This is a genomic window from Streptomyces sp. NPDC059787, assembly GCF_042732315.1.
Lineage (GTDB): Bacteria > Actinomycetota > Actinomycetes > Streptomycetales > Streptomycetaceae > Streptomyces > Streptomyces atrovirens.
Genome location: NZ_JBHWHX010000030.1, coordinates 59,828 through 78,184 on the forward strand (window position 1 = coordinate 59,828; position 18,357 = coordinate 78,184).

Annotated in this window: 18 protein-coding genes; 8 read left to right on the forward strand and 10 right to left on the reverse strand. The window is 73.0% G+C overall.

From position 1 onward, the window contains the following. Positions 1-7: 7 nt before the first annotated feature. Complete coding sequence (locus ACFV5H_RS25675) at positions 8-364, forward strand: 5-carboxymethyl-2-hydroxymuconate Delta-isomerase (RefSeq protein ID WP_385048366.1); 357 nt, start codon at positions 8-10, stop codon at positions 362-364. Positions 365-369: 5 nt separating this feature from the next. On the opposite strand, the gene ACFV5H_RS25680 is transcribed toward ACFV5H_RS25675, so the two are convergent. Both ACFV5H_RS25680 and ACFV5H_RS25685 read right to left on the reverse strand, forming a co-directional pair. After that, positions 370-1,092, reverse strand: a complete 723-nt coding sequence (locus ACFV5H_RS25680) for a TetR/AcrR family transcriptional regulator (RefSeq protein WP_385048363.1) — start codon at positions 1,090-1,092, stop codon at positions 370-372. 64 nt (positions 1,093-1,156) lie between these two features. Next, positions 1,157-3,046: a hypothetical protein gene (locus tag ACFV5H_RS25685; RefSeq protein WP_385197445.1), complete on the reverse strand. Its 1,890-nt coding sequence runs from the start codon at positions 3,044-3,046 to the stop codon at positions 1,157-1,159. Between the two features lie 135 nt (positions 3,047-3,181). On the opposite strand from ACFV5H_RS25685, the gene ACFV5H_RS25690 reads away from it, so the two are divergent. Next, complete coding sequence (locus tag ACFV5H_RS25690; protein ID WP_385048357.1) at positions 3,182-3,613, forward strand: hypothetical protein; 432 nt, start codon at positions 3,182-3,184, stop codon at positions 3,611-3,613. 78 nt (positions 3,614-3,691) lie between these two features. On the opposite strand, the gene ACFV5H_RS25695 is transcribed toward ACFV5H_RS25690, so the two are convergent. The 8 genes from ACFV5H_RS25695 to ACFV5H_RS25730 all read right to left on the reverse strand — a co-directional run bounded on the left by ACFV5H_RS25695 (position 3,692) and on the right by ACFV5H_RS25730 (position 11,755). Further along, the gene (locus ACFV5H_RS25695) at positions 3,692-5,206 is read right to left on the reverse strand and encodes a DUF1996 domain-containing protein (RefSeq protein ID WP_385197446.1); all 1,515 of its coding nucleotides are present in this window, start codon (positions 5,204-5,206) and stop codon (positions 3,692-3,694) included. 216 nt (positions 5,207-5,422) lie between these two features. Continuing rightward, the gene (locus tag ACFV5H_RS25700) at positions 5,423-6,076 is read right to left on the reverse strand and encodes a response regulator (RefSeq protein ID WP_385048351.1); all 654 of its coding nucleotides are present in this window, start codon (positions 6,074-6,076) and stop codon (positions 5,423-5,425) included. Then, on the reverse strand, positions 6,061-7,326 hold the full coding sequence (locus ACFV5H_RS25705; protein WP_385048348.1) for a sensor histidine kinase: 1,266 nt from the start codon (positions 7,324-7,326) through the stop codon (positions 6,061-6,063). Before ACFV5H_RS25705 ends, ACFV5H_RS25700 begins: the two co-directional genes overlap by 16 nt. A gap of 68 nt (positions 7,327-7,394) precedes the next feature. Continuing rightward, positions 7,395-8,405: an SDR family oxidoreductase gene (locus ACFV5H_RS25710; protein WP_385048345.1), complete on the reverse strand. Its 1,011-nt coding sequence runs from the start codon at positions 8,403-8,405 to the stop codon at positions 7,395-7,397. Positions 8,406-8,477: 72 nt separating this feature from the next. After that, positions 8,478-9,032, reverse strand: coding sequence for a winged helix-turn-helix domain-containing protein (locus ACFV5H_RS25715; protein WP_385197448.1), 555 nt, complete (start codon positions 9,030-9,032; stop codon positions 8,478-8,480). 319 nt (positions 9,033-9,351) lie between these two features. After that, a complete protein-coding gene (glnII, locus tag ACFV5H_RS25720) occupies positions 9,352-10,380 on the reverse strand; it encodes a glutamine synthetase (protein ID WP_385048340.1) in 1,029 nt (342 codons plus the stop codon). A gap of 260 nt (positions 10,381-10,640) precedes the next feature. Continuing rightward, a complete protein-coding gene (locus tag ACFV5H_RS25725) occupies positions 10,641-11,285 on the reverse strand; it encodes a hypothetical protein (RefSeq protein WP_385048338.1) in 645 nt (214 codons plus the stop codon). 110 nt (positions 11,286-11,395) lie between these two features. Continuing rightward, positions 11,396-11,755: an arsenate reductase family protein gene (locus ACFV5H_RS25730; protein WP_385048335.1), complete on the reverse strand. Its 360-nt coding sequence runs from the start codon at positions 11,753-11,755 to the stop codon at positions 11,396-11,398. Between the two features lie 232 nt (positions 11,756-11,987). Between ACFV5H_RS25730 and ACFV5H_RS25735 the strand changes: the two genes are divergently transcribed. The 6 genes from ACFV5H_RS25735 to ACFV5H_RS25760 all read left to right on the forward strand — a co-directional run bounded on the left by ACFV5H_RS25735 (position 11,988) and on the right by ACFV5H_RS25760 (position 18,333). After that, on the forward strand, positions 11,988-12,302 hold the full coding sequence (locus ACFV5H_RS25735; protein WP_385197450.1) for a hypothetical protein: 315 nt from the start codon (positions 11,988-11,990) through the stop codon (positions 12,300-12,302). Between the two features lie 178 nt (positions 12,303-12,480). After that, the gene (locus tag ACFV5H_RS25740) at positions 12,481-13,728 is read left to right on the forward strand and encodes a sensor histidine kinase (protein WP_385048328.1); all 1,248 of its coding nucleotides are present in this window, start codon (positions 12,481-12,483) and stop codon (positions 13,726-13,728) included. Beyond that, the gene (locus ACFV5H_RS25745) at positions 13,728-14,402 is read left to right on the forward strand and encodes a response regulator (RefSeq protein WP_385048326.1); all 675 of its coding nucleotides are present in this window, start codon (positions 13,728-13,730) and stop codon (positions 14,400-14,402) included. Before ACFV5H_RS25740 ends, ACFV5H_RS25745 begins: the two co-directional genes overlap by 1 nt. A gap of 171 nt (positions 14,403-14,573) precedes the next feature. Then, on the forward strand, positions 14,574-15,005 hold the full coding sequence (locus tag ACFV5H_RS25750) for a hypothetical protein (RefSeq protein WP_385048323.1): 432 nt from the start codon (positions 14,574-14,576) through the stop codon (positions 15,003-15,005). A 23-nt stretch (positions 15,006-15,028) separates the two neighbouring features. Continuing rightward, the gene (locus ACFV5H_RS25755) at positions 15,029-15,775 is read left to right on the forward strand and encodes an ABC transporter ATP-binding protein (protein ID WP_385048320.1); all 747 of its coding nucleotides are present in this window, start codon (positions 15,029-15,031) and stop codon (positions 15,773-15,775) included. Beyond that, the gene (locus tag ACFV5H_RS25760; RefSeq protein WP_385197451.1) at positions 15,772-18,333 is read left to right on the forward strand and encodes an FtsX-like permease family protein; all 2,562 of its coding nucleotides are present in this window, start codon (positions 15,772-15,774) and stop codon (positions 18,331-18,333) included. The genes ACFV5H_RS25755 and ACFV5H_RS25760 overlap by 4 nt, the downstream gene beginning before the upstream one ends. Positions 18,334-18,357 lie beyond the last annotated feature (24 nt).

Consider the following 18,357-nt stretch of genomic DNA (forward strand, 5'->3'; position numbering starts at 1 on the left):
AGGGCTCATGCCGCAGATCACCGTCGACTACTCCGAGCGACTGGCGGACGGTTTCGACCGGCCCGCCTTCGCGCGGGACCTGCACACCGCCGTGGTGGAGATCGCGGCGGCCAAGCAGCCGGCGTGCAAGACCCGGTTCCGGCGGACCGAGGACGTCGTGGTCGGTCCCGACACCGACGGGCACGCCCTCGTGCACGTCCACGTGGCCATGCTGCCCGGCCGCAGCGACGAGACCAAGGCCCGCCTCACCGAGACCGTCCTCGAACTGCTGCGGCAGTACGTGAAGCCGGCCGAGGGCGTGCGGCTGCACGCCTCCGCAGAGGTGCGCGACCTCGACGCCTCGTACCGGAAGTTCGAGGAGTAGGGGCCCTAGGAAGCGGCCAGCGAGATCAGCCGGGCGGCGAGGTCGGTGAACGGCCCGTCGCCCGGCTCGTTCTCGAGCAGGTCGCGCAGCAGCGCGGCCAGTTCCTCGTCGCGGGCGGCGGCCACGGCGGCGAGCGCGGCGAAGTCCTGCACCAGCTGCGCCTCCAGCTCGGCGCGCGGGATGCGCCGGCCGTCCAGCCAGATCAGCGCCGTCGACTCGACGAGCGAGATCCAGGACCGTACGACCAGTTCCAGCCGCACCGGCGCCGGGCCCACCACGCCCATGTGCGCCACCATCTGGTCGTACGCGGCCTGCCGCACGGAGTCGATCAGCGCGTTCGTGGCCGAGACCGTGCTCATTGAGCAGGCTCCGCCTGCGGACACCGCCGGGCCGCCGCGCATCAGGGCGGCGAAACCGGGCCCGTGCTCGTCGACGAAGTCGAAGAAACGGGCCATCACCCGCCGCAGCCGCGACCCCAGCGGGCCCTCCCGCGGTTCCACGAACCGGGACGCCAGGTCCTCCGCCGCACGCCTCAACGCGGCCTCGTACAGGCTGAGTTTGCCGGGGAAGTAGTGGTAGACCAGCGGGCGGGAGATGCCCGCCCGTGACGCTATCTCGTCGATGGAGACCTCGTCGGGGGAACGCCGGCTGAACAGTTCGAGGGCCACGCCGATCAACTGCTGCCGCCGCTCCTCGACTCCCATCCTGCGCCGCACCCCGGTAGTCATACGAACACCTTACCGATTGATTCCGGCCTCGAACGGTCCGGACCGGACGGCGGTGTTCATCCGGCTAGCGCAGTCCGTCGACCGACCGCCCGTTCTCGAGTGTGCCCCTGAGGCCGGCGCGGGCGCCCTTCTCCGCGCGGACGGCCAGCAGAGGGCCCCGTGCCGAGCCCTCGACCCCGCCCGTCGCCCTGACGGACGCCAGGTCGCGGCTGCCGGCGGCGAGCAGGTACCAGGTGCCGGATCCGGACTTCCACAGCACCCCGGCGAGCACCCGAGGCTCGCGCTCCCCGCAGGCCGGCGCGGACTCGGCCTTCGCCGCCACCGCCCCGAACCGCCCGCCCGGCGTGTGGAACTGCGCCAGCACCCGCGCCCCGCCGCCCCGCCAGGTCTCCGCCCGCGTGCACACCCACTCCGCCTCCCCGCTCCCGTCGGGCAGCGGCTGCTCGGCGAACGCCCAGGCGTTCACGCTCCGTACGCCCGCCGAGCGCATCGCGCTCAGCGAGCAGGCGTACGGCGCCCAGGTGCGCAGCGCCCCGGCACCGGAGGCCTCACGCGTCCCGCCGGGACGCCCGGCGGTGAGGTGGGCCGGGACCAGTTCGCCGAGGTCGGTCACCAGCCTGGTGCCGGTGCCGTCGGTCAGCCGCAGCACGTTCCAGGAGGCGCACGGCCCCGGCCGGAGGGCGGGACTCGCCAGCGGTGAGGTCACACCGTCGGTGAAGGTGAGGGCCGTCGCCTCCGAGCCGGGCTCGCGCAGGTCCCGCTCGTCCGCCTCACGCACCCAGGGCGCCAGCAGATAACGGACGTTGCCGTCGACGCGGCTCAGCACCACCGCGCCCGACCCGGCCCGGCCGGCGCCGTCGACGCGGGCGAGGTCGAGCACGGCCCCCCGCGTGCCGTCCTCCGGCTCGGCGTACCTGGCGAGCCGCAGACCGTCGTACAGGACCACCACGTGCGCGGTGTCGACCGTCCCCGCGTACAGCAGCCGGGGCGGTCCGGCGGGGCCGCCGGACGGGGTGCCCGGGGTCGCCGACACCCGGACGCCCTTCCCGGGCCGGGCCCAGACGGCGAGGGCGCGGCGCAGCAGGGCCTCGTCGCCGGTGCGGTCGCCGCGAGCCGGCCACACGGAGAAGTCGGTGCGCGCGGAGGTCTTCCACGCGGCGGGGGAGACCCGGGTCAGCTTCCCCGGGTCCAGCGCGGCCTGCGCGGCCGGGTTGCGCGCGTACGGGGGCGCGGCGGCGCCGTCCGGGCCCCAGCCGTCACCCGGCAGCCCCAGCAGCGTCCCGCACACCGCCAGCGCCGCCCCGCCGACCAGCGCGGCCTTCAGACGCCGGCGGCGGCGCAGCAGATCCGTCGGCCGGGCCTGGAGCACGCAGGGGTCGAACTCGGGGGAGTCGAGCAGCCGGTACGGGTCGGGGATCCGGTCGGCCTCCTCCAGCGCGGCGTCCACGTCGGCGACGCCCGCCGCCGCGAGCACCTCCCGCACGTCCCCGTCCGGGAGCCGCTCCAGACCGCGCAGGGCGTGGGCGGCGCGGGCCGGGCCGGACAGCGCGGACAGCCGCTGGTCCAGCGCGAGTTCGTCGGCGCCGCCCGAACGCGGGAACAGCTTCAGCCCCCACACCCGCGGTAGCGGCGACGGCAGCCGCGCCCCGCGCCCCAGCGCCGTACGCAGCACCTGGAGGCGGAGCAGCGCGTACCCGGGGTCGCCGTCACGGCCGGCCTGCTGGGCGGGGATCAGCGGCGCGGGGGTGCGGCCCCGGGGCAGCGCCCGCTGGACCAGGGAGTGCGCGGTGAGCACCCGCCTGCTCCGGCCCCTGCCGGACGGCAGCACCAGGTAGGCGAGCCGGACGAGCCGCGGATAGTGCTCGACGAGCGCGGCCTCGGCCTGCTCGACGCCCACGACCGGACCGGCCGCGGAGGAGGCGGGGGAGGGCGGGACGACATCCTGTGACTGCACGTCCAGCAGAACGAGCGGACCGGGGAGATGGTCACCGGGAATTGAGCGTCGCGGGCGTCACAGCCGTATCGAAGGGCGAGGGCCCCGCGCCGGGGCTCCGTGCGGCATGTCGCCCGCGAGGGACCGGAGGAACACATGAGGCTGACCCGACCGATGCTCGCGCTGGCCGGTGCGGCGGCGGCACTGGCGCTGACCGCCTGCGGATCCGGCGAAGACGGCGAGGACGAGGTGCCGCCCACCGCGACCGGCAGCCTGGAGCACCTGGCCGCCGAGGCGAAGTGCGAGCCGAACATGCAGACCGACGCCGACACCATCCGCCAGGCGCTGTGCGGGAAGGGCGACGGGAAGTACGTCCTCGCCACCTTCGCCACCGACCGGGGTCAGGCCGAATGGCTCAGCACCGCCAAGGACTACGGCGGTTACTACCTCGTCGGCCGCAAGTGGGTGGCCGTCGGCGAGGAGCGGACCGTGACGGCGCTGCGGAGCACGCTCGGCGGGACCATGGAGGAGGGGTCCGAGCACATGAACCCCGGCGGCAGCCACAACCAGGGCGGCCACCACGGCTGACCCCCGGCTCCGGACGGACGAAGAGGCCGGCGGTGGGAGATCCCACCGCCGGCCTCTTCCCGTCACCGGGTCACCGGACTACTGGCAGTCCTGGCCGCTGTTGATGCAGTCGACCATCTCGTTCATCAGGTCCTCGTCGAAGAAGTTGATGAAGTCGTTGTGGTCGGTGATCGGCTTGTGCAGCTGCTCCGGGAAGGAGTCCACCGCGAACGGGTTCACGACCTGCCCGTTCTCGATCCGCGGGGCCGGGATGTTGTCGTAGACCAGGCGGACCTGGAGCTGGGGGATGGCCTGGAAGCCGTTCGAGCAGGTGCCGTCCGCCTCGACGAAGTCGACGTGCGTGCGGTGGTTGGCGCTGTCGATGTTCTGGCCGTCCCAGCAGCTCTGGAAGGCGGACGTCCGGACCACGCTGCTGCCCTGGGGGCAGATCGGGTACTTGTCCGTCACCTGCCGGTCCTCGAAGCCGGTGCAGCTCCAGGCGGTGTTGGCGTTGTTCAGGCCGTTGGTGAAGGCCTTCGCGTCACCGGTGATGATGCGCAGCGCCCTCGGCATCGCGACGACGTCGCTCGTCCGGTTGCCGACGAACCTCAGCTCCGCCGCGGTGGGCGCGACGATCTTGCCGACGTTGCCGTCCTGACCGCCGCCCGGCTGGCCCTGGTCGATGTCCTGCGTACCGTCCTGGATCCGCAGGACCGGCCAGAAGTACGTCGACCTGTCGCCCTGGTTCTGGCAGGTCGTCTCCCCGTTGGCCAGGTCCTCGTCGCTCGCGAAGGCGGTGTTGGCCTGGTTGCCGACGTAGTCGTGCTGGTGCTGGGCGCCGTTGCTGACACCGGGGGCGACGATCACGTTGTCCGAGTTGCGGAGCGCGTTCTCGTTGGTGCCGCACTCGGTGGTGAAGGTGCCCGTCGAACCGCCGTCGCCGTTCGCGGCCAGACCGTTGGGCAGGTTGCGGGAGTTCGGCTGGACGTCCTCGATGTCGATGAAGTCGTCCGCCACGGGGCCGTTGTCGGCCTGCCCGCCGTTGCCCTGGTCCTGGCCGTTGTCCTGACCGCCGTCCCCCTGGTCCTGGCCGCCGTCGCCCTGACCGTTGTCCTGGTCCTGGCCACCGCCGTCGTTCCCCGGCTGTTCGACGGGAACGCCCTGGCACTGGGCGAACCGGCCGAGGTCGCGCGGCGCCTTGCCGCCCGCGCGGTTGATGTTGATGCCGATCCGGTCCAGGGTGGCCGTCCGCTTGGACTTCAGCGGTCCGAGGATGGCGTTGTCGACGTAGCCGGCGTCTCCCGCCTGGGCCTGGCGCGTCTCCGCGAGACGCGTGTAGGCGTCCGTGATCTGCCGGTCCAGCAGGGCCAGCTCCTTCGCCACGCCCCTGCGCGCGTTCCTCGGCACCTTCGTCAGCTTCTGGCCGACGTCGGGGCAGTTGATCGTGGCGACCTGTGCCCCCCTCGACTTCGTCCGGTTGTGGCCTCCGTCCTCGTGCGCCGAGGCATAGAAGTTGGCCCAGACCAGCCCGCCCCCACCGAGCGCCAGGGCCGCCGCCCCGGCTGTCACTTTGGTGGCCAGCGGCATACGGCGTTTTCTTGTGTTGCGTCCCATGGAAATCCTCTTGACCTTCCTTACGGGGGCACCTTTGCGGGGCGTCGAGCGGCCCGGCAGGAGTGAAGCGGCTCCCTTGAGTACGGGAGCCGCCCCACGGGTGTTCACCCGTCCCGGAAATCGATGGGAAGTCAGTACGGCCACACTGGTTTCAACAGGCCCCGAGATACCGGGAGTTGTCGATCGCCCACCCGCGGTGAAGGGGTGGGTCCGGTTTCACCGGCCGTGGTCGAGATAGGCGAGAACCGCCAGCACGCGCCGGTTGTCGTCGTCCGAGACCTCAAGGCCCAGTTTGGCGAAGATGTTCGCGGTGTGCTTCGCGATCGCCCGTTCCGTCACCACCAGCCTGGCCGCGATCGCCGCGTTGGTGCGTCCCTGCGCCATCAGCTCCAGCACCTCCAGCTCGCGGGGCGTCAGCCGCGCCAGCGGCCGGTCGTTCCCCGACCGCCGCGCCAGCAACTGCTGGATCACCTGCGGATCCATCGCCGTACCTCCCCGCGCCACCCGTCGTACCGCGTCCACGAACTGCTCCGCGTCGAACACCCGGTCCTTCAGCAGATAGCCCACCCCGCCGCTGCCGTCCGCCAGCAACTCCCGCGCGTACAACTGCTCCACGTGCTGCGAGAGCACCAGCACCGGCAGCCCCGGCCGCCTGCGACGGGCCTCCAGCGCGCACTGCAGCCCCTCGTCGGTGTGCGTCGGCGGCAGCCGTACGTCGACCACGGCGACGTCGGGCTCCCGCTCGGCCAGCGCCCGCGCCAGCTCGGGGCCGGACTCCACGGCCGCCGCGATCTCGAAGTCATGCGCTTCGAGCAGCCGGACGAGTCCGTCGCGCAGCAGGAACAGGTCTTCGGCTAGGACAACGCGCAAGGGATCTCCATGGTGACCATGGTGGGGCCGCCCGCGGGGCTGCTGACGGCCAGGACGCCGTCGAATGTACCCAGTCGCCGCTCCACCCCGGTCAGTCCCGAGCCGGCGCCGACCACCGCGCCGCCCCGCCCGTTGTCGGTGACCGTCACCCGCAGATGGCCGTCGGCGTGGTGCAGGTCGATCCAGACGCGGTCCGCCCCGGAGTGCTTCACCGCGTTGGTGAGCACCTCGCTCACCGCGAAGTACGCCGCCGACTCCACCGGCGCCTCGGCCCGCCCGGACAGCTCCACGTCCACCTCCGTGGCCACCGGCAGCCGCAGTGCCAGCGCCCGCACCGCGTCCCCGAGACCGCGCTCGGCCAGCACCGGCGGGTGGATGCCGCGCACCAGCTCCCGCAGCTCGGTCAGCGCCTCGGCGGAGGACCGCCGGGTCCGCGCCAGCAGATCGCGCGCCTTCGCCGGGTCCTTCTCGATCAGCGCCTCGACCGTCCCCAGGTCCATGCCCATCGCGACCAGCCGTGCCTGCGCCCCGTCGTGCAGATCCCGCTCGATGCGCCGCAGTTCGGCGGCGGAGGTGTCCACGGCGTCCCGCCGGGTCTCGGTCAGCACCCGCACCCGCTCGGTCAGTTCACCCCGGCCCGAGCCGAGGACGGCCCGCGTGAGCAGGAAGTGCACGTGCAGCAGGCGCGGGGTGAAGAAGTGCGCGAGGAACAGCAGGGCGAGGGCGAGGACGCCGGCGCCCAGCGCGGACGTCTGGTCGGAGACCGGCACGAAGCCGTACCAGTACCCGTCGGGCATCACCCGCCACAGTCCGACCGCCAGCGCGAACCCCTCCAGCGGATAGACCAGCAGCACGAACGGCAGCAGCGCGGTGACGAAACCGGCGGTCATGTCGACCGGCAGCCACCGCAGGTCCCGCCAGGTCGCCGGGTCGCCCAGCATCCCGAACGTCCGCCCCCACGGGTTGGCGTCCTTCGGTACCGGCCGGTACGACGGCGGGATCCGCACCCCGCCCCACTCGGCCGCCAGCACCCGCCGCCAGTTCGCGAACGTCCGCACCCCCTTCAGCACGTACGGGGTGGTGACGATGCCGACGCCGATCGGGATCAGCGCGACGGACACCGCGGACAGCACGAAGCACAGCACCGCCCCCGGCAGCGCCACCAGGGCGAGCGCCAGCCCTCGTATCGCGGCGAGCGCGATGCCCCGCCCCCCGGTCCGCCCCTGGCCGTTCTTCGTCTCGGTGGTCATGGCACAAGTCTGGCCGGGCGGGACCGGCGGGGCACTGGGCCGGGCACCCGGCCCGGGGGTGGTGCTGCCTACACCCCTCCGGTGGCCCCCAGCACCTTCGCCTCCAGCTCCGGATCGAGCCCCTTGCCGGTCCGGTCCGGGCGCCGGGGCGCGGTGCCGCCGATCTCCCGCAGCCAGGCCCAGGTGTCGGCCACGGTCTCGGCGACCGGGCGGCAGCGCAGTCCCGCCGCGACCGCCCGGGAGACGTCCGCCGAGTGCAGCGCGTCGTGCAGGTCGCTGCCCGGCGGCACCCACACCGGCAACTGCGTCCACGGCTCGATCCCCGCTTCGAGGATCACCTCCGGCGCGGTCCAGCGCAGCTCGGCCGCGCCCCCGGTCACCTCGGCGCACGCCTCCAGCAGCCCGCCCATCGTGGTGTGCCCCTGCGGCGACATCAGGTTGTACGGCCCGCTCAGCTCCCGCTGTGCCGCCCCGAGGATCCACTCCGCGAGGTCGCGGACGTCGACGTACTGGAGCGGCAGGTCACGCGGGCCCGGCGCGAGGACCGGCCCGCCGCGCGCCGTCCGGTTCAGCCACCAGGGCAGCCGGCCCACGTTCTCGTACGGCCCGAGGATCAGCCCCGCCCGCACCAGCAGCGACCGGTCCGCGCCGAAGGCGTCCACGGCGGCCAGCTCACCGCCCAGCTTGTCCCGCGCGTAGTCCGTGAGGCCGGCGTCGGCGGAGGCGCCCTCCACCACGGGTGCCCGCTCGGTGTATCCGGCGGGCGGGGCCCAGTCGTACACCGAGCAGCTCGACACGTACACGTACCGTCCGGCGCGTCCCCGCAGCAGCCGCGCCGCGTCCCGCACCGCGCGCGGGGCGGCCGACCAGGTGTCGACGACGACGTCCCACTCGCCGGGGTCCCCGTCGAGCGCGGCCAGCCCGTCGATCGCGGTGCGGTCACCCAGCAGCGTCCGCGCGCCCTTCGGGGCCTCGTGCCGCCCCCGGTGGAAGACGGTCACCTCCCAGCCCCGGCCGAGGGCCGCCTCGACGACGGCCCGGCCCGCGAACTCCGTACCACCCAGCATCAGAAGTCTCATACCGGTGACTCTGCCCGGCCGGGCGGCACGGGGGAACGGGAATCTGCTGTCGGCAGACCGGCCGTACGGGACTCAGCGTCCGGCCGGCGGCACGTACTTGTAGCCGACCCGGCGCACCGTGCGGATCGCGTCCCGGTGTCCGGAGCCCAGTTTGCGGCGCAGCCGGGCGATGTGGACGTCGACGGTACGGCCGTCACCGACATGGCCGTAACCCCACACCGTGCCGACCAGGTGGTCCCGGGTGTGCACCCGGCCCGGGTGCGTCACGAGATGGGCGAGCAGTTCGAACTCCAGGTAGGTGAGGTCGAGTTGCCGTCCGTCGACGTGGGCGGTGCGCTGTACGGGGTCGACGTGGATGAGCGGATCGCCGTCGGGGTGCCCGGCCGGTTCCGGGACCGCGGCCGGGAACGGCGGCTGCTGGTCGGCGGGGACCAGCACCAGGTAGCCGACCATCGGGGGGCGGCCGGGCAGGACGGGCAGGGCGTTCTGCGGCGCGGGCAGCCAGGTGGCGCCCGGCGGCAGCAGATCCGCCACGGTCACCACCTCGTCCCGGTCGACGGCACGCAGCCGGGGAGGAGCGGAGGGGGAGACGGGGGACACGGGGGACAGGGAACGGGGGGTCGCCATGAGACGTCAGCTCTTTCGCGCGAAGGGGTTCGTCGAGGACGTACGCGGTGCGCGCCGGCCGAAGGCCGGGAGGGGATCCGGGCGTTAGAGGGCCGGCGCGTTCGTCGCGCGACAACACACCCGGTCGAAGTCGTGGTGCTGACGGGAAGGCCAGAACGGTTCCAGGTCACGGCGACCCGTCGCGTCGTACTTCCGGAAGCTGGCCATGCGTCCATTGAAGCAGACACGCGGGGTCCGCAGGAGCCCCTTCCACCGCTCGGACAACGCGAAGGGGCGCCCACCCCGATCGGTGGACGCCCCTCGCGGACTGCGGTGCGGATCAGACCTGGCCGGCCTTCTCCAGCGCGGTGCAGCACGTGTCGACCAGCAGACGGGTCACCACGTACGGGTCGACGTTGGCGTTCGGACGGCGGTCCTCGATGTAGCCCTTGCCGTCCTTCTCGACCTGCCACGGGATGCGGACCGAGGCACCGCGGTCGGAGACGCCGTAGGAGTACTCGTTCCACGGGGCGGTCTCGTGCAGACCGGTGAGACGGTCGTCGATGCCGGCGCCGTAGTTCTTCACGTGGTCCAGCGGCTTGGAGCCCTCACCGAGCGACTCGCACGCGGTGATGATCGCGTCGTAGCCCTCGCGCATCGCCTTGGTGGAGAAGTTGGTGTGCGCGCCCGCGCCGTTCCAGTCGCCCTTGACCGGCTTGGGGTCGAGGGTGGCGGAGACGTCGAAGTCCTCGGCGGTGCGGTAGAGCAGCCAGCGGGCCACCCACAGCTGGTCGGAGACCTCCAGCGGGGCCAGCGGGCCGACCTGGAACTCCCACTGGCCGGGCATGACCTCGGCGTTGATGCCGGAGATGCCGAGGCCCGCCTTCAGGCAGTTCTCCAGGTGCGCCTCGACGACGTCACGGCCGAAGATCTCGTCCGAGCCGACACCGCAGTAGTAGCCGCCCTGCGCGGCCGGGAAGCCGCCCTCGGGGAAGCCGAGCGGGCGGGCGCCCTTGAAGAAGGTGTACTCCTGCTCGATGCCGAAGATCGGCTCCTGCGCGGTGAACTTCCCGGCGACCTCGGCCAGCGGGGCACGGGTGTTGGTCTCGTGCGGCGTCATGTCCGTGTTCAGGACCTCGCACAGCACCAGGACGTCCTCGCCGCCGCGGATGGGGTCCGGGCAGACGAAGACCGGCTTGAGGACGCGGTCGGAGGCGTGGCCCTTGGCCTGGTTGGTGGAGGAACCGTCGAATCCCCAGATCGGCAGCTCCGCGCCCTTGGCGTCGTCGGCCAGGATCTTCGTCTTGGAACGCAGCTTGGCGGTCGGCTCGGTGCCGTCGATCCAGATGTACTCGGCCTTGAAGCTCACGGTCCACATCCTTCGGGGGTGGGTCTGGGCGCTTGTGCGGGTGCTGCGGCGCTGCGGCACTGGGGCGCCGCCGTCGATGCCCGCAGCCTGTCAACAGGCGATTTCCCGGCCATTGCCCGAATGTGAACCCCGTGTTACCTGACACCGCTGTGTCCCACCTCACCGTGTGAGCACGCGTGCCCGGTCGCGGGGGACGCGGACGGGCCCGCCGCCCCGGTGGGGGAGCGGCGGGCCCTGGGAATCCGCGACGAACCCGGACCTCACCCCACCTTCTCGATCACCGCGCGGCGGATCAGGAACTTGCCGGCCTCCCGGACCTGCTCGAAGGCCGCGTTGTTGAGCAGTACACAACTGCCGGAGACCGAGGTGACCTCCACCGTCGTGGACTTGTTGTTGTCCAGGTTGGTGACCTTCAGCTTCGTGCCGGCCGGGAACTGGTTGCTGGACGCGGCCGGGGCGCCGCCCTCGCCGGAGAGGGTGACGGTCGACCCGTTGCACACCTGCTCACCGGAGGTCTGCGCACCCTCTTCCTCCGCCGCGGGCTGCGAGGGGGCGGGCTGCTGCGGCTGCGCGGCCTGGGAGTCCTGAGCCGACTCCCCCACCGTGCATCCGGACGCCTCCTGCTGGCGCTGGATCTGGGCGATGACCGCCTCGCGGTTGGCGATCCGCGCCTCGGACTGCGCGTCCGGGGCGGCCCGTTGGCCCTCGATGAACTTCTGGTTGTTGCCGAGCGCGGTGGCGAGGCCCTGGCAGACGGTCGAGTCCGCCGCCGACCTGGTGGTGGCCGACGGCGGGCTGGCGTTCGACGTGGTCGCCATGACGAAGGCCCCGCCTCCCGCCACCGTCGCGGCACCGACCAGCAGCGCGAGCTTCTTCTTCGGGCCGAGAGTTCTCCTGCGCGACATGCGCGCCTCCTGAAGAGGTAGGGGGAGCGTACGCCGCTATGTACGAGATACCGAACAGAGTTGCTCAGCGGTCGGGCCGGGCAGTCGAAGTGGCCTGCGTCACACGGCTGTCAGCGGGAGAGGGCGTCCCGCACGGCGTCCTCCGTGCGGCCCACGACCGCCGTACCGTCGTCCGCCGTGATGATCGGCCGCTGGATCAGCTTGGGGTGCGAGGCGAGCGCCGCGATCCAGCGGTCCCGCGTACCGGCCTCCCGCGCCCACTCCTTGAGTCCCAGCTCCGTCGCGACGGCCTCCTGGGTCCGGGTGATGTCCCACGGCTCCAGCCCGAGCCGCTCCAGCACCGCCCGGATCTCGTCCTCGCTCGGTACGTCCTCCAGATAGCGGCGGACGGTGTACTCGGCCCCCTCGGCGTCGAGCAGACTGATGGCGCCACGGCACTTGGAACAGGCGGGATTGATCCAGATCTCCATGCCGCCCACGGTACGCCGACCCCGCTCTGTTCGAATTCTCCGCCCTCGTGCGCGTGTCGTGCGGGGCCTGTGTGACGTCATGCCAAAACCCGTGCTCACCAGCGCATTTATTGGCTCCGTCAGGTCTGCTGATTGTCAGTGGGGGGCAGTAGACTGGAAGCAGTGTTCGAGGGTGGTGCCGGGGTCGTCGGGGATCCCGGCGGGCCGCCCCGACCGCGACAGGAGGATGCCCGTGCCCGCTGCCGCACTGAAGCCGAAGCCCCTGCCCACCCAGTCCACCGCGAAGCGTCCCGTGCTGCTCGAACTGCCCTGCGCCCCGGTGGAGAAGCGTGCCCTGCCGGCGGGCCGCCCGCGCGAGTGGTACGTCACGCACAACCGCCGGCTCAAGGCGATGCGGCTCGCCATCGCCCTGCTCGACTCCGGCGTCTATCTGCCCAGCCAGGCCCGCAACAACAAGATCCGCACCACGGCGGCACTGATCGGCGTCCACCCGCCGTCGGACACCACGTGCCACATGGTGCGCGCGTTCATGCGCTACAACCGCTGAGTTCCGGGCCGGTGCCGGGCGGCCTCCGTGTGCGGGGCGCCCGGCACCGGTGTGCCGTGCGCTGAGGCAGTATGGGCGGGCGAGGGCGATGCCCTCACCCGAAGTCGCCGCGGTCCGGCGGCACTTGTGCCGGCAGGCCGCGCGGTCGCGGCCCTGCCGGAGGAGAAAGGTACGACGGTTGGCTGAGGAGAGGACGGTCCCGGTCCCGTCGGCCTGGATGACGCCGTCCGGCCGGTACGGACGCGCCGTCGCCCGGGCGTGCGACATCGGTGTCGCGCTGGTGGTCCTGGTGGCGGCGGAGTACTACGGCGGCGAGTACGACCTGCTCCTGGGCGGGCTGATGGCGCTGTGCCTGCTGGCCCGCAGACGGTTCCCCGGCACGGTGATGGCGGCCGTCCTGGCGCTGGGCGTCGTCCAGTTCGTCCTGTACGACCTGCCCGACCTGCCGCTGACGTCGGCGCCCGCCTCGTACGACGTGTCCGTGCTGTTCGCCATGATGTCGGTCGTCCACCACTCCCGGACCACCTGGATGCCGTACCTCGCGGGCGCCGTGGTGCTGCTGGCCACGGCGACCGGGACGGTGGGGATGCCGGTCCTCGGCATCGAGCCGTTCGTCGAGCCCGAATCGCTCCTGATCTTCTGGGGGCTGACGCTGACGGTCTGGCTGACGGCCTTCGCCCTGCACACGCGGCGCCTCTACGCCGAGAGCCAGACGGCCCGCGCCTGGCACGCCGAGCGGGAACAGGAGCAGCGGATCCGGCTGGCCGCGACCCGGGAGCGGGCCGAGATCGCCCGTGAACTGCACGACGTGGTGGCGCACAGCCTGGCCGTGATGATCCTCCAGGCCGACGGCGCCGAGGCCGTGCTGCGGAAGTCGCCGGACATGGCGGAGTCCGCGCTGAAGACGATCGCCGCCACGGGCCGGGACGCGATCGACGACATGCACCGCATCGTCCGGGTGCTGCGCGAGGGGAACCCGGACCCCGGCGACCCGGACTCCGCCGACGGCGGCCCGCCACGGCGCCTGGTCACCCTCGACGAGATCGAGGTCGTCGCCGAACGCGCACGGGCCGCCGGGCTCACCGTGGACGTGTCGGTCGAGGTCGGCGAGGGACGGCTGTCGCCGGCGGAGGAGATGACGGCCTTCCGCATCGTCCAGGAGTGCCTCACCAACGTGCTCCGCCACGCCGGAGCCGGGGCCGGGGTCGGCATCCGGCTCCATGAGGAGCAGGGCACCCTGCTGATCGGTGTGGTCGACGACGGGGCGGGAACCCTCGCCGGCCACGGCGTCGGCGGACGCTCCGGAGGGAACGGACTCGTGGGGATGCGGGAGCGGGTGGAGCTCGCGGGCGGCAGCTTCGAGGCCGGCCCCCGGCTCGGCAGCGGATGGCACGTACGTGCCTCGATTCCGACAAGGACGAAATGATGACGCGGGCGGACAGGCCGATCAGGGTGGCCGTGGTGGACGACCAGCCGCTGATCCGGGCCGGTTTCTCCATGGTGCTGGCCGGTCAGGACGACATCGAGGTCGTCGGTGAGGCGGAGAACGGGGCGGACGCCCTCGACCTGCTGGAAAAGGTCGAGGCGGACGTCGTCATCATGGACGTCCGCATGCCCGTCATGGACGGCATCCAGGCCACGGAGCGGCTGATGCGGCGGGACGACCCGCCCGGCGTGCTGGTGCTGACCACCTTCGACAACGACGAGGACGCGTTCGCGGCCCTGCGCGCCGGAGCCGGCGGCTTCCTGCTGAAGAACGCTCCCGCCACGGAGGTCGTGAACGCCATCCGGGTCCTGGCCGCGGGGGAGTCGGTGGTGGCGCCGCGCATCACCCGGCTGCTCCTCGACCGGGTCTCGGACCGGCTGGCACCGGCGAACGGACAGGCCGAACGGCTGGACGCCCTCACCGCGCGCGAGCGGGACGTGCTCACCCTGGTCGCCCGGGGGCTGTCCAACGCCGAGATCGCGGAGGAGCTGTATGTCGCGGGGGCCACGGTGAAGACGCACCTGGGCAACCTCATGGCCAAACTGCACCTGCGGGACCGGGCCCAGGCCGTCGCGTTCGCCTATGAGTCCGGACTGGTCCGTCCCTCCCCCTGAGGGTGCAGGGGCGCCCCCGGGTTCTGCCCCCGGGGGTGCAGAGACCACCCCGTCCGGTGTGCCAGATCCGCCGCCTCCGATCTCGGATCCGTGGCCGATGTCCGGCGGGCCGCCGAACTCCAGACTTCTCACTGTCGCCGAACGCGGCCGAGAAGACATCCGGAGGACCCGATGAACACCACGCCCACCACGCGGAACCGCAAGCGGAACCGTCTCGTCATCGGCGCGGCCGCGGCCGTGATCGCCGCGGCCCTGGCCGCCGGAGCGGGCTACTGGTGGCTGGACCGCGACGAGCTCAGCCAGGCGTCCGCCGAGGACTGCCGGCTGGCGCAGCGCATCATCACCGAGGCCGAGGAGATCTCCACCGGCCCCGCGCCGGACGCGGAGAAGTGGTGGCAGGAGACCGGCGACGAGCGTCGCGCGAAGATGAAGGACGGCTACCTCGGAGCCAAGATCTCCCAGTACGAGGGGTGGGCGCTCGCGACCGCCCGGAAGTCCCCCGAAGCGCCGTCCGCGAAGGACGTGAAGAACCTCCAGGAAGAGGCGCGGGGACACTGCTCGGACTCCGGCGTCACCCTCACCATGCCGTCGCTCGGTGCCTGACCCGGATCGCGAGAACCGTCCCCATGGCTGTCCACACCGCCGCCCGCGACCGCGTACCGGACGACGTCATCACCGCCACCGCCCTGGTGAAGACCTACCGCCAGGGCACCGCCGAGGTACGGGCCCTCGACGAGGTGTCCGTCGGCATCCGGCGCGCCCGGTTCACCGCCGTCGTCGGCCCCTCCGGGTCGGGCAAGTCGACCCTGATGCACTGCGTCGCCGGACTCGACACCGTCACCTCCGGCAGCATCGTCCTGGACGGGACGGAGATCACCGGACTGTCCGACCGGCAGCTGACCCGGGTGCGCCGGGAGCGGACCGGGTTCGTCTTCCAGTCGTTCAACCTGCTGCCGCAGCTGACGGCGTACGAGAACATCGTGCTGCCCGTCGCCATGTCCGGCGGGCGCCCGGACCGCGCCCTGGTGGACCACCTCTGCGAGGTCCTCGGCATCGCCCACCGGCTCTCGCACCGCCCCGCCGAGCTGTCCGGGGGCCAGCAGCAGCGGGTCGCCGTGGCCCGGGCGCTGGTGGCCCGGCCGGCCGTGCTCTTCGCCGACGAACCCACCGGCAACCTCGACTCCCGGGCCGGCACCGAAGTCCTCACCATGCTGCGCCGGTCCGTCGACGACCTCGGCCAGACGGTCGTGATGGTCACCCACGACCCCGCGGCCGCGCGGTACGCGGACCGGGTGCTGACCCTCGCGGACGGACGCGTCGTCGAGGACGAGCACACCGCCCCCGCCGGCGACGTCGTGGGGAGGCGGCGATGAGCACCCCGTGGCGCGCGACCGTCCTGGGCTCCCAGGTGGCGGAACTCCTGCGGCGGCCCGGACGGTTCACGGCGACCGGACTGTCGCTGCTGATCGCGGCGTTCGTCGTCTTCGGGACCGTCACGGCCCAGCAGATCATCACCGCGACCGTCGTCGAGAAGTTCCGCGGCACACCCGAAGCGGTGTCGCTGGTGGTCACGCCCGGCGACGGGGAGGACATCGGCGAGGACCGCCTGAGCGAGATCCTGGAGACGCCCGGAGTCACCGAGGCCGTCGGCCGGCTCGACGGCGGCACCCCGCTGGACGGCAGCGCCGTCGAACGCTACCTGGCCCTGTCCGCGGACCCGGGCACCGGCGCCCTGGCGGAAGTCCGGCTGCTCGACGGCACGTACCCCTCCGGCCCGGGCCGGCTCGCCGTCGACACGCGGGCCGCGCGGGAGTACGGCCTCGCTCCGGGATCGTCGCTCACCCTGCTCCGGCCCGAACCCGACGGCGAGGGCACCCGACGGGTGACGGTCGAGGTCAGCGGCATCGTCCGCGGCACCGCCACGGACGACGCGGAGCCCACCGGGTACGCCCCGGGCCCTCGGATCGAGGAGCTGCTCGGCGTGTCGGGCTACTCCCGCATCGACGTCCGCACCGACACCGAGTCCTCCGCTTCCGGCTCCGTGGATACGGCGGAGCGGATCCGGCAGGCGGTGCCCGGAGCACAGGTGCGGTCCGGGGACGAGGTGCGGGAGGAGGAGGCCCGCGAGGCGGTGGCGGAGGCGAAGGACACCCTGGAGCTGGTCACCGTCTTCCTCGCCGTCGCCGTCGGCGCGGCCGTCCTCGTCGCGACCTCCACCTTCCGTATCGTCTTCGCACGGCGCGTACGCCAGCTGGCGCTGCTGCGCGCCATCGGGGCGACCCCGCGACGGCTCGCCGCCGCGCTCGTCGCCGAAGGGGCGGTGGTCGGCCTGCTGGCCGGCGCGACCGGTGTGCTGGCGGCCTGGGGCTGCGGGCGGCTCGTCCCCCCGGTCGCCGGGCGGTTCGGGCACGACCTGTTCGCCCCCTCCCACCTTCCGCTGACGGAGGCCGTTCTCACCGTTCTCGGCACCGGCCTCCTTGCGGTCCTGGCGGTCCTGGCCCCGTCCCTGAGCGCCTCGCGGGTCTCCCCGCTGCAGGCCCTGCGCAGCGCGGCGTCCGGGGAGGGCACGGCGAGCGGTACCGGCCGGACCCTGCTGGGCCTGCTGTGCGCGGCGGGTGCCGCGCTCCTCGCTTGGCGGCAGTACGACGGACTGCCCCAGCCGGGCGACACGGAGTACGACCGGTTCGCGGCGCTGACCGTCGTGGTGCTCTCGGGCGGGCTGGCCTTCCTGGCCCTGATCGCCCTCGGCCCCCGTCTGGTCCGGCCGGTGCTGTCGGCCGTCGCCGTGCCCCTGCGCCGCACCGGCGCGGCCGGCCGGCTCGCGGTCGCGGGCGTCGGGGGCGCGCCGGGCAGGGCGGCCTCGGTCTCGGTCGTCGTGGCCCTCGGCGTCTGCCTGGTCGGCTCGACCCTGACCTGCCTCGCCTCCCTGAACGCCTACGAGCGCTACCGGCAGGCGGTGGAGGCACCCGCCGACTTCCACCTGTACCCACGGGACAGCGAGACGCTGGACCGGTCGCTGGCCGCCGATCTCACCTCGCACCCCGAACTCGCCGACGTGACCGCGTTCCGTACGGCGGAGGTCGTCGAGGACTCCCGCAGCGCGACCGTCTCCGACCTCGACCTCGGCACCGTCCGCTCCGGCGTGAGCCTGACCGCCCGCACCGGCTCCCTCGACCACCTCGGACCCGCCCACGTCGTCGTGGACGCCGACCACGCCCACCGGCTCGGCGTCCGGGCGGGCGACCGCGTGACGCTGACGTTCGAGGGCCGCCCCGTCCGGCTCACCGTGGCGGCGACGCTGCCCGGAGCCGGCCCCTACGGAGGGAACTTCTTCGTCCCCGCCGCGGACCTCACCCGTATGGGAGCGGACGCCGCGCCCACCACGGTCACGGCCAACGCCTCGCAGGCCGGCGCCCAGGGGCGGATACGCGCACAGCGGGCCATCACCGACACGCTGACCGGCCCGGAGCGCGGCGACGGCCGCGTCATCGCCGAGGACTCGGCCGCACAGGCCGGAGACTCGGACGACCTGCGGACGATGGCCACGACAGTGATCATGGTCCTGGGGCTGACCGTCCTGGTGGCGGTCGTCGGAGTCGCGACGACGGCGAGTCTCACCGTCGTCGAACGCAAGCGTGAGTTCGGGCTGCTGCGGGCCCTGGGGCTCAGCGGGGCGGCCGTGCACCGCATGGTCACGGTGGAGTGCGCGCTCCACGGCGTACTGGGCGGGGTCCTCGGTCTGGCCCTCGGCATCCCGTACTCCTGGCTGGTGGTCCGGGTCGCCCGGACGAGCGCCCCGTTCAGCGTGCCGGCCGGGGAGCTCGCGGTGGTCTTCACCGCCCTCGTCCTGGTGACCGCCGCCGCGGGCATGGTGCCCGCCCTCCGCGCCTCCCGGACCTCACCGACGGTCGCCGTCGCCCAGACCGAGTAGCCGGAAGGCGGGCCGGTGCGCGGG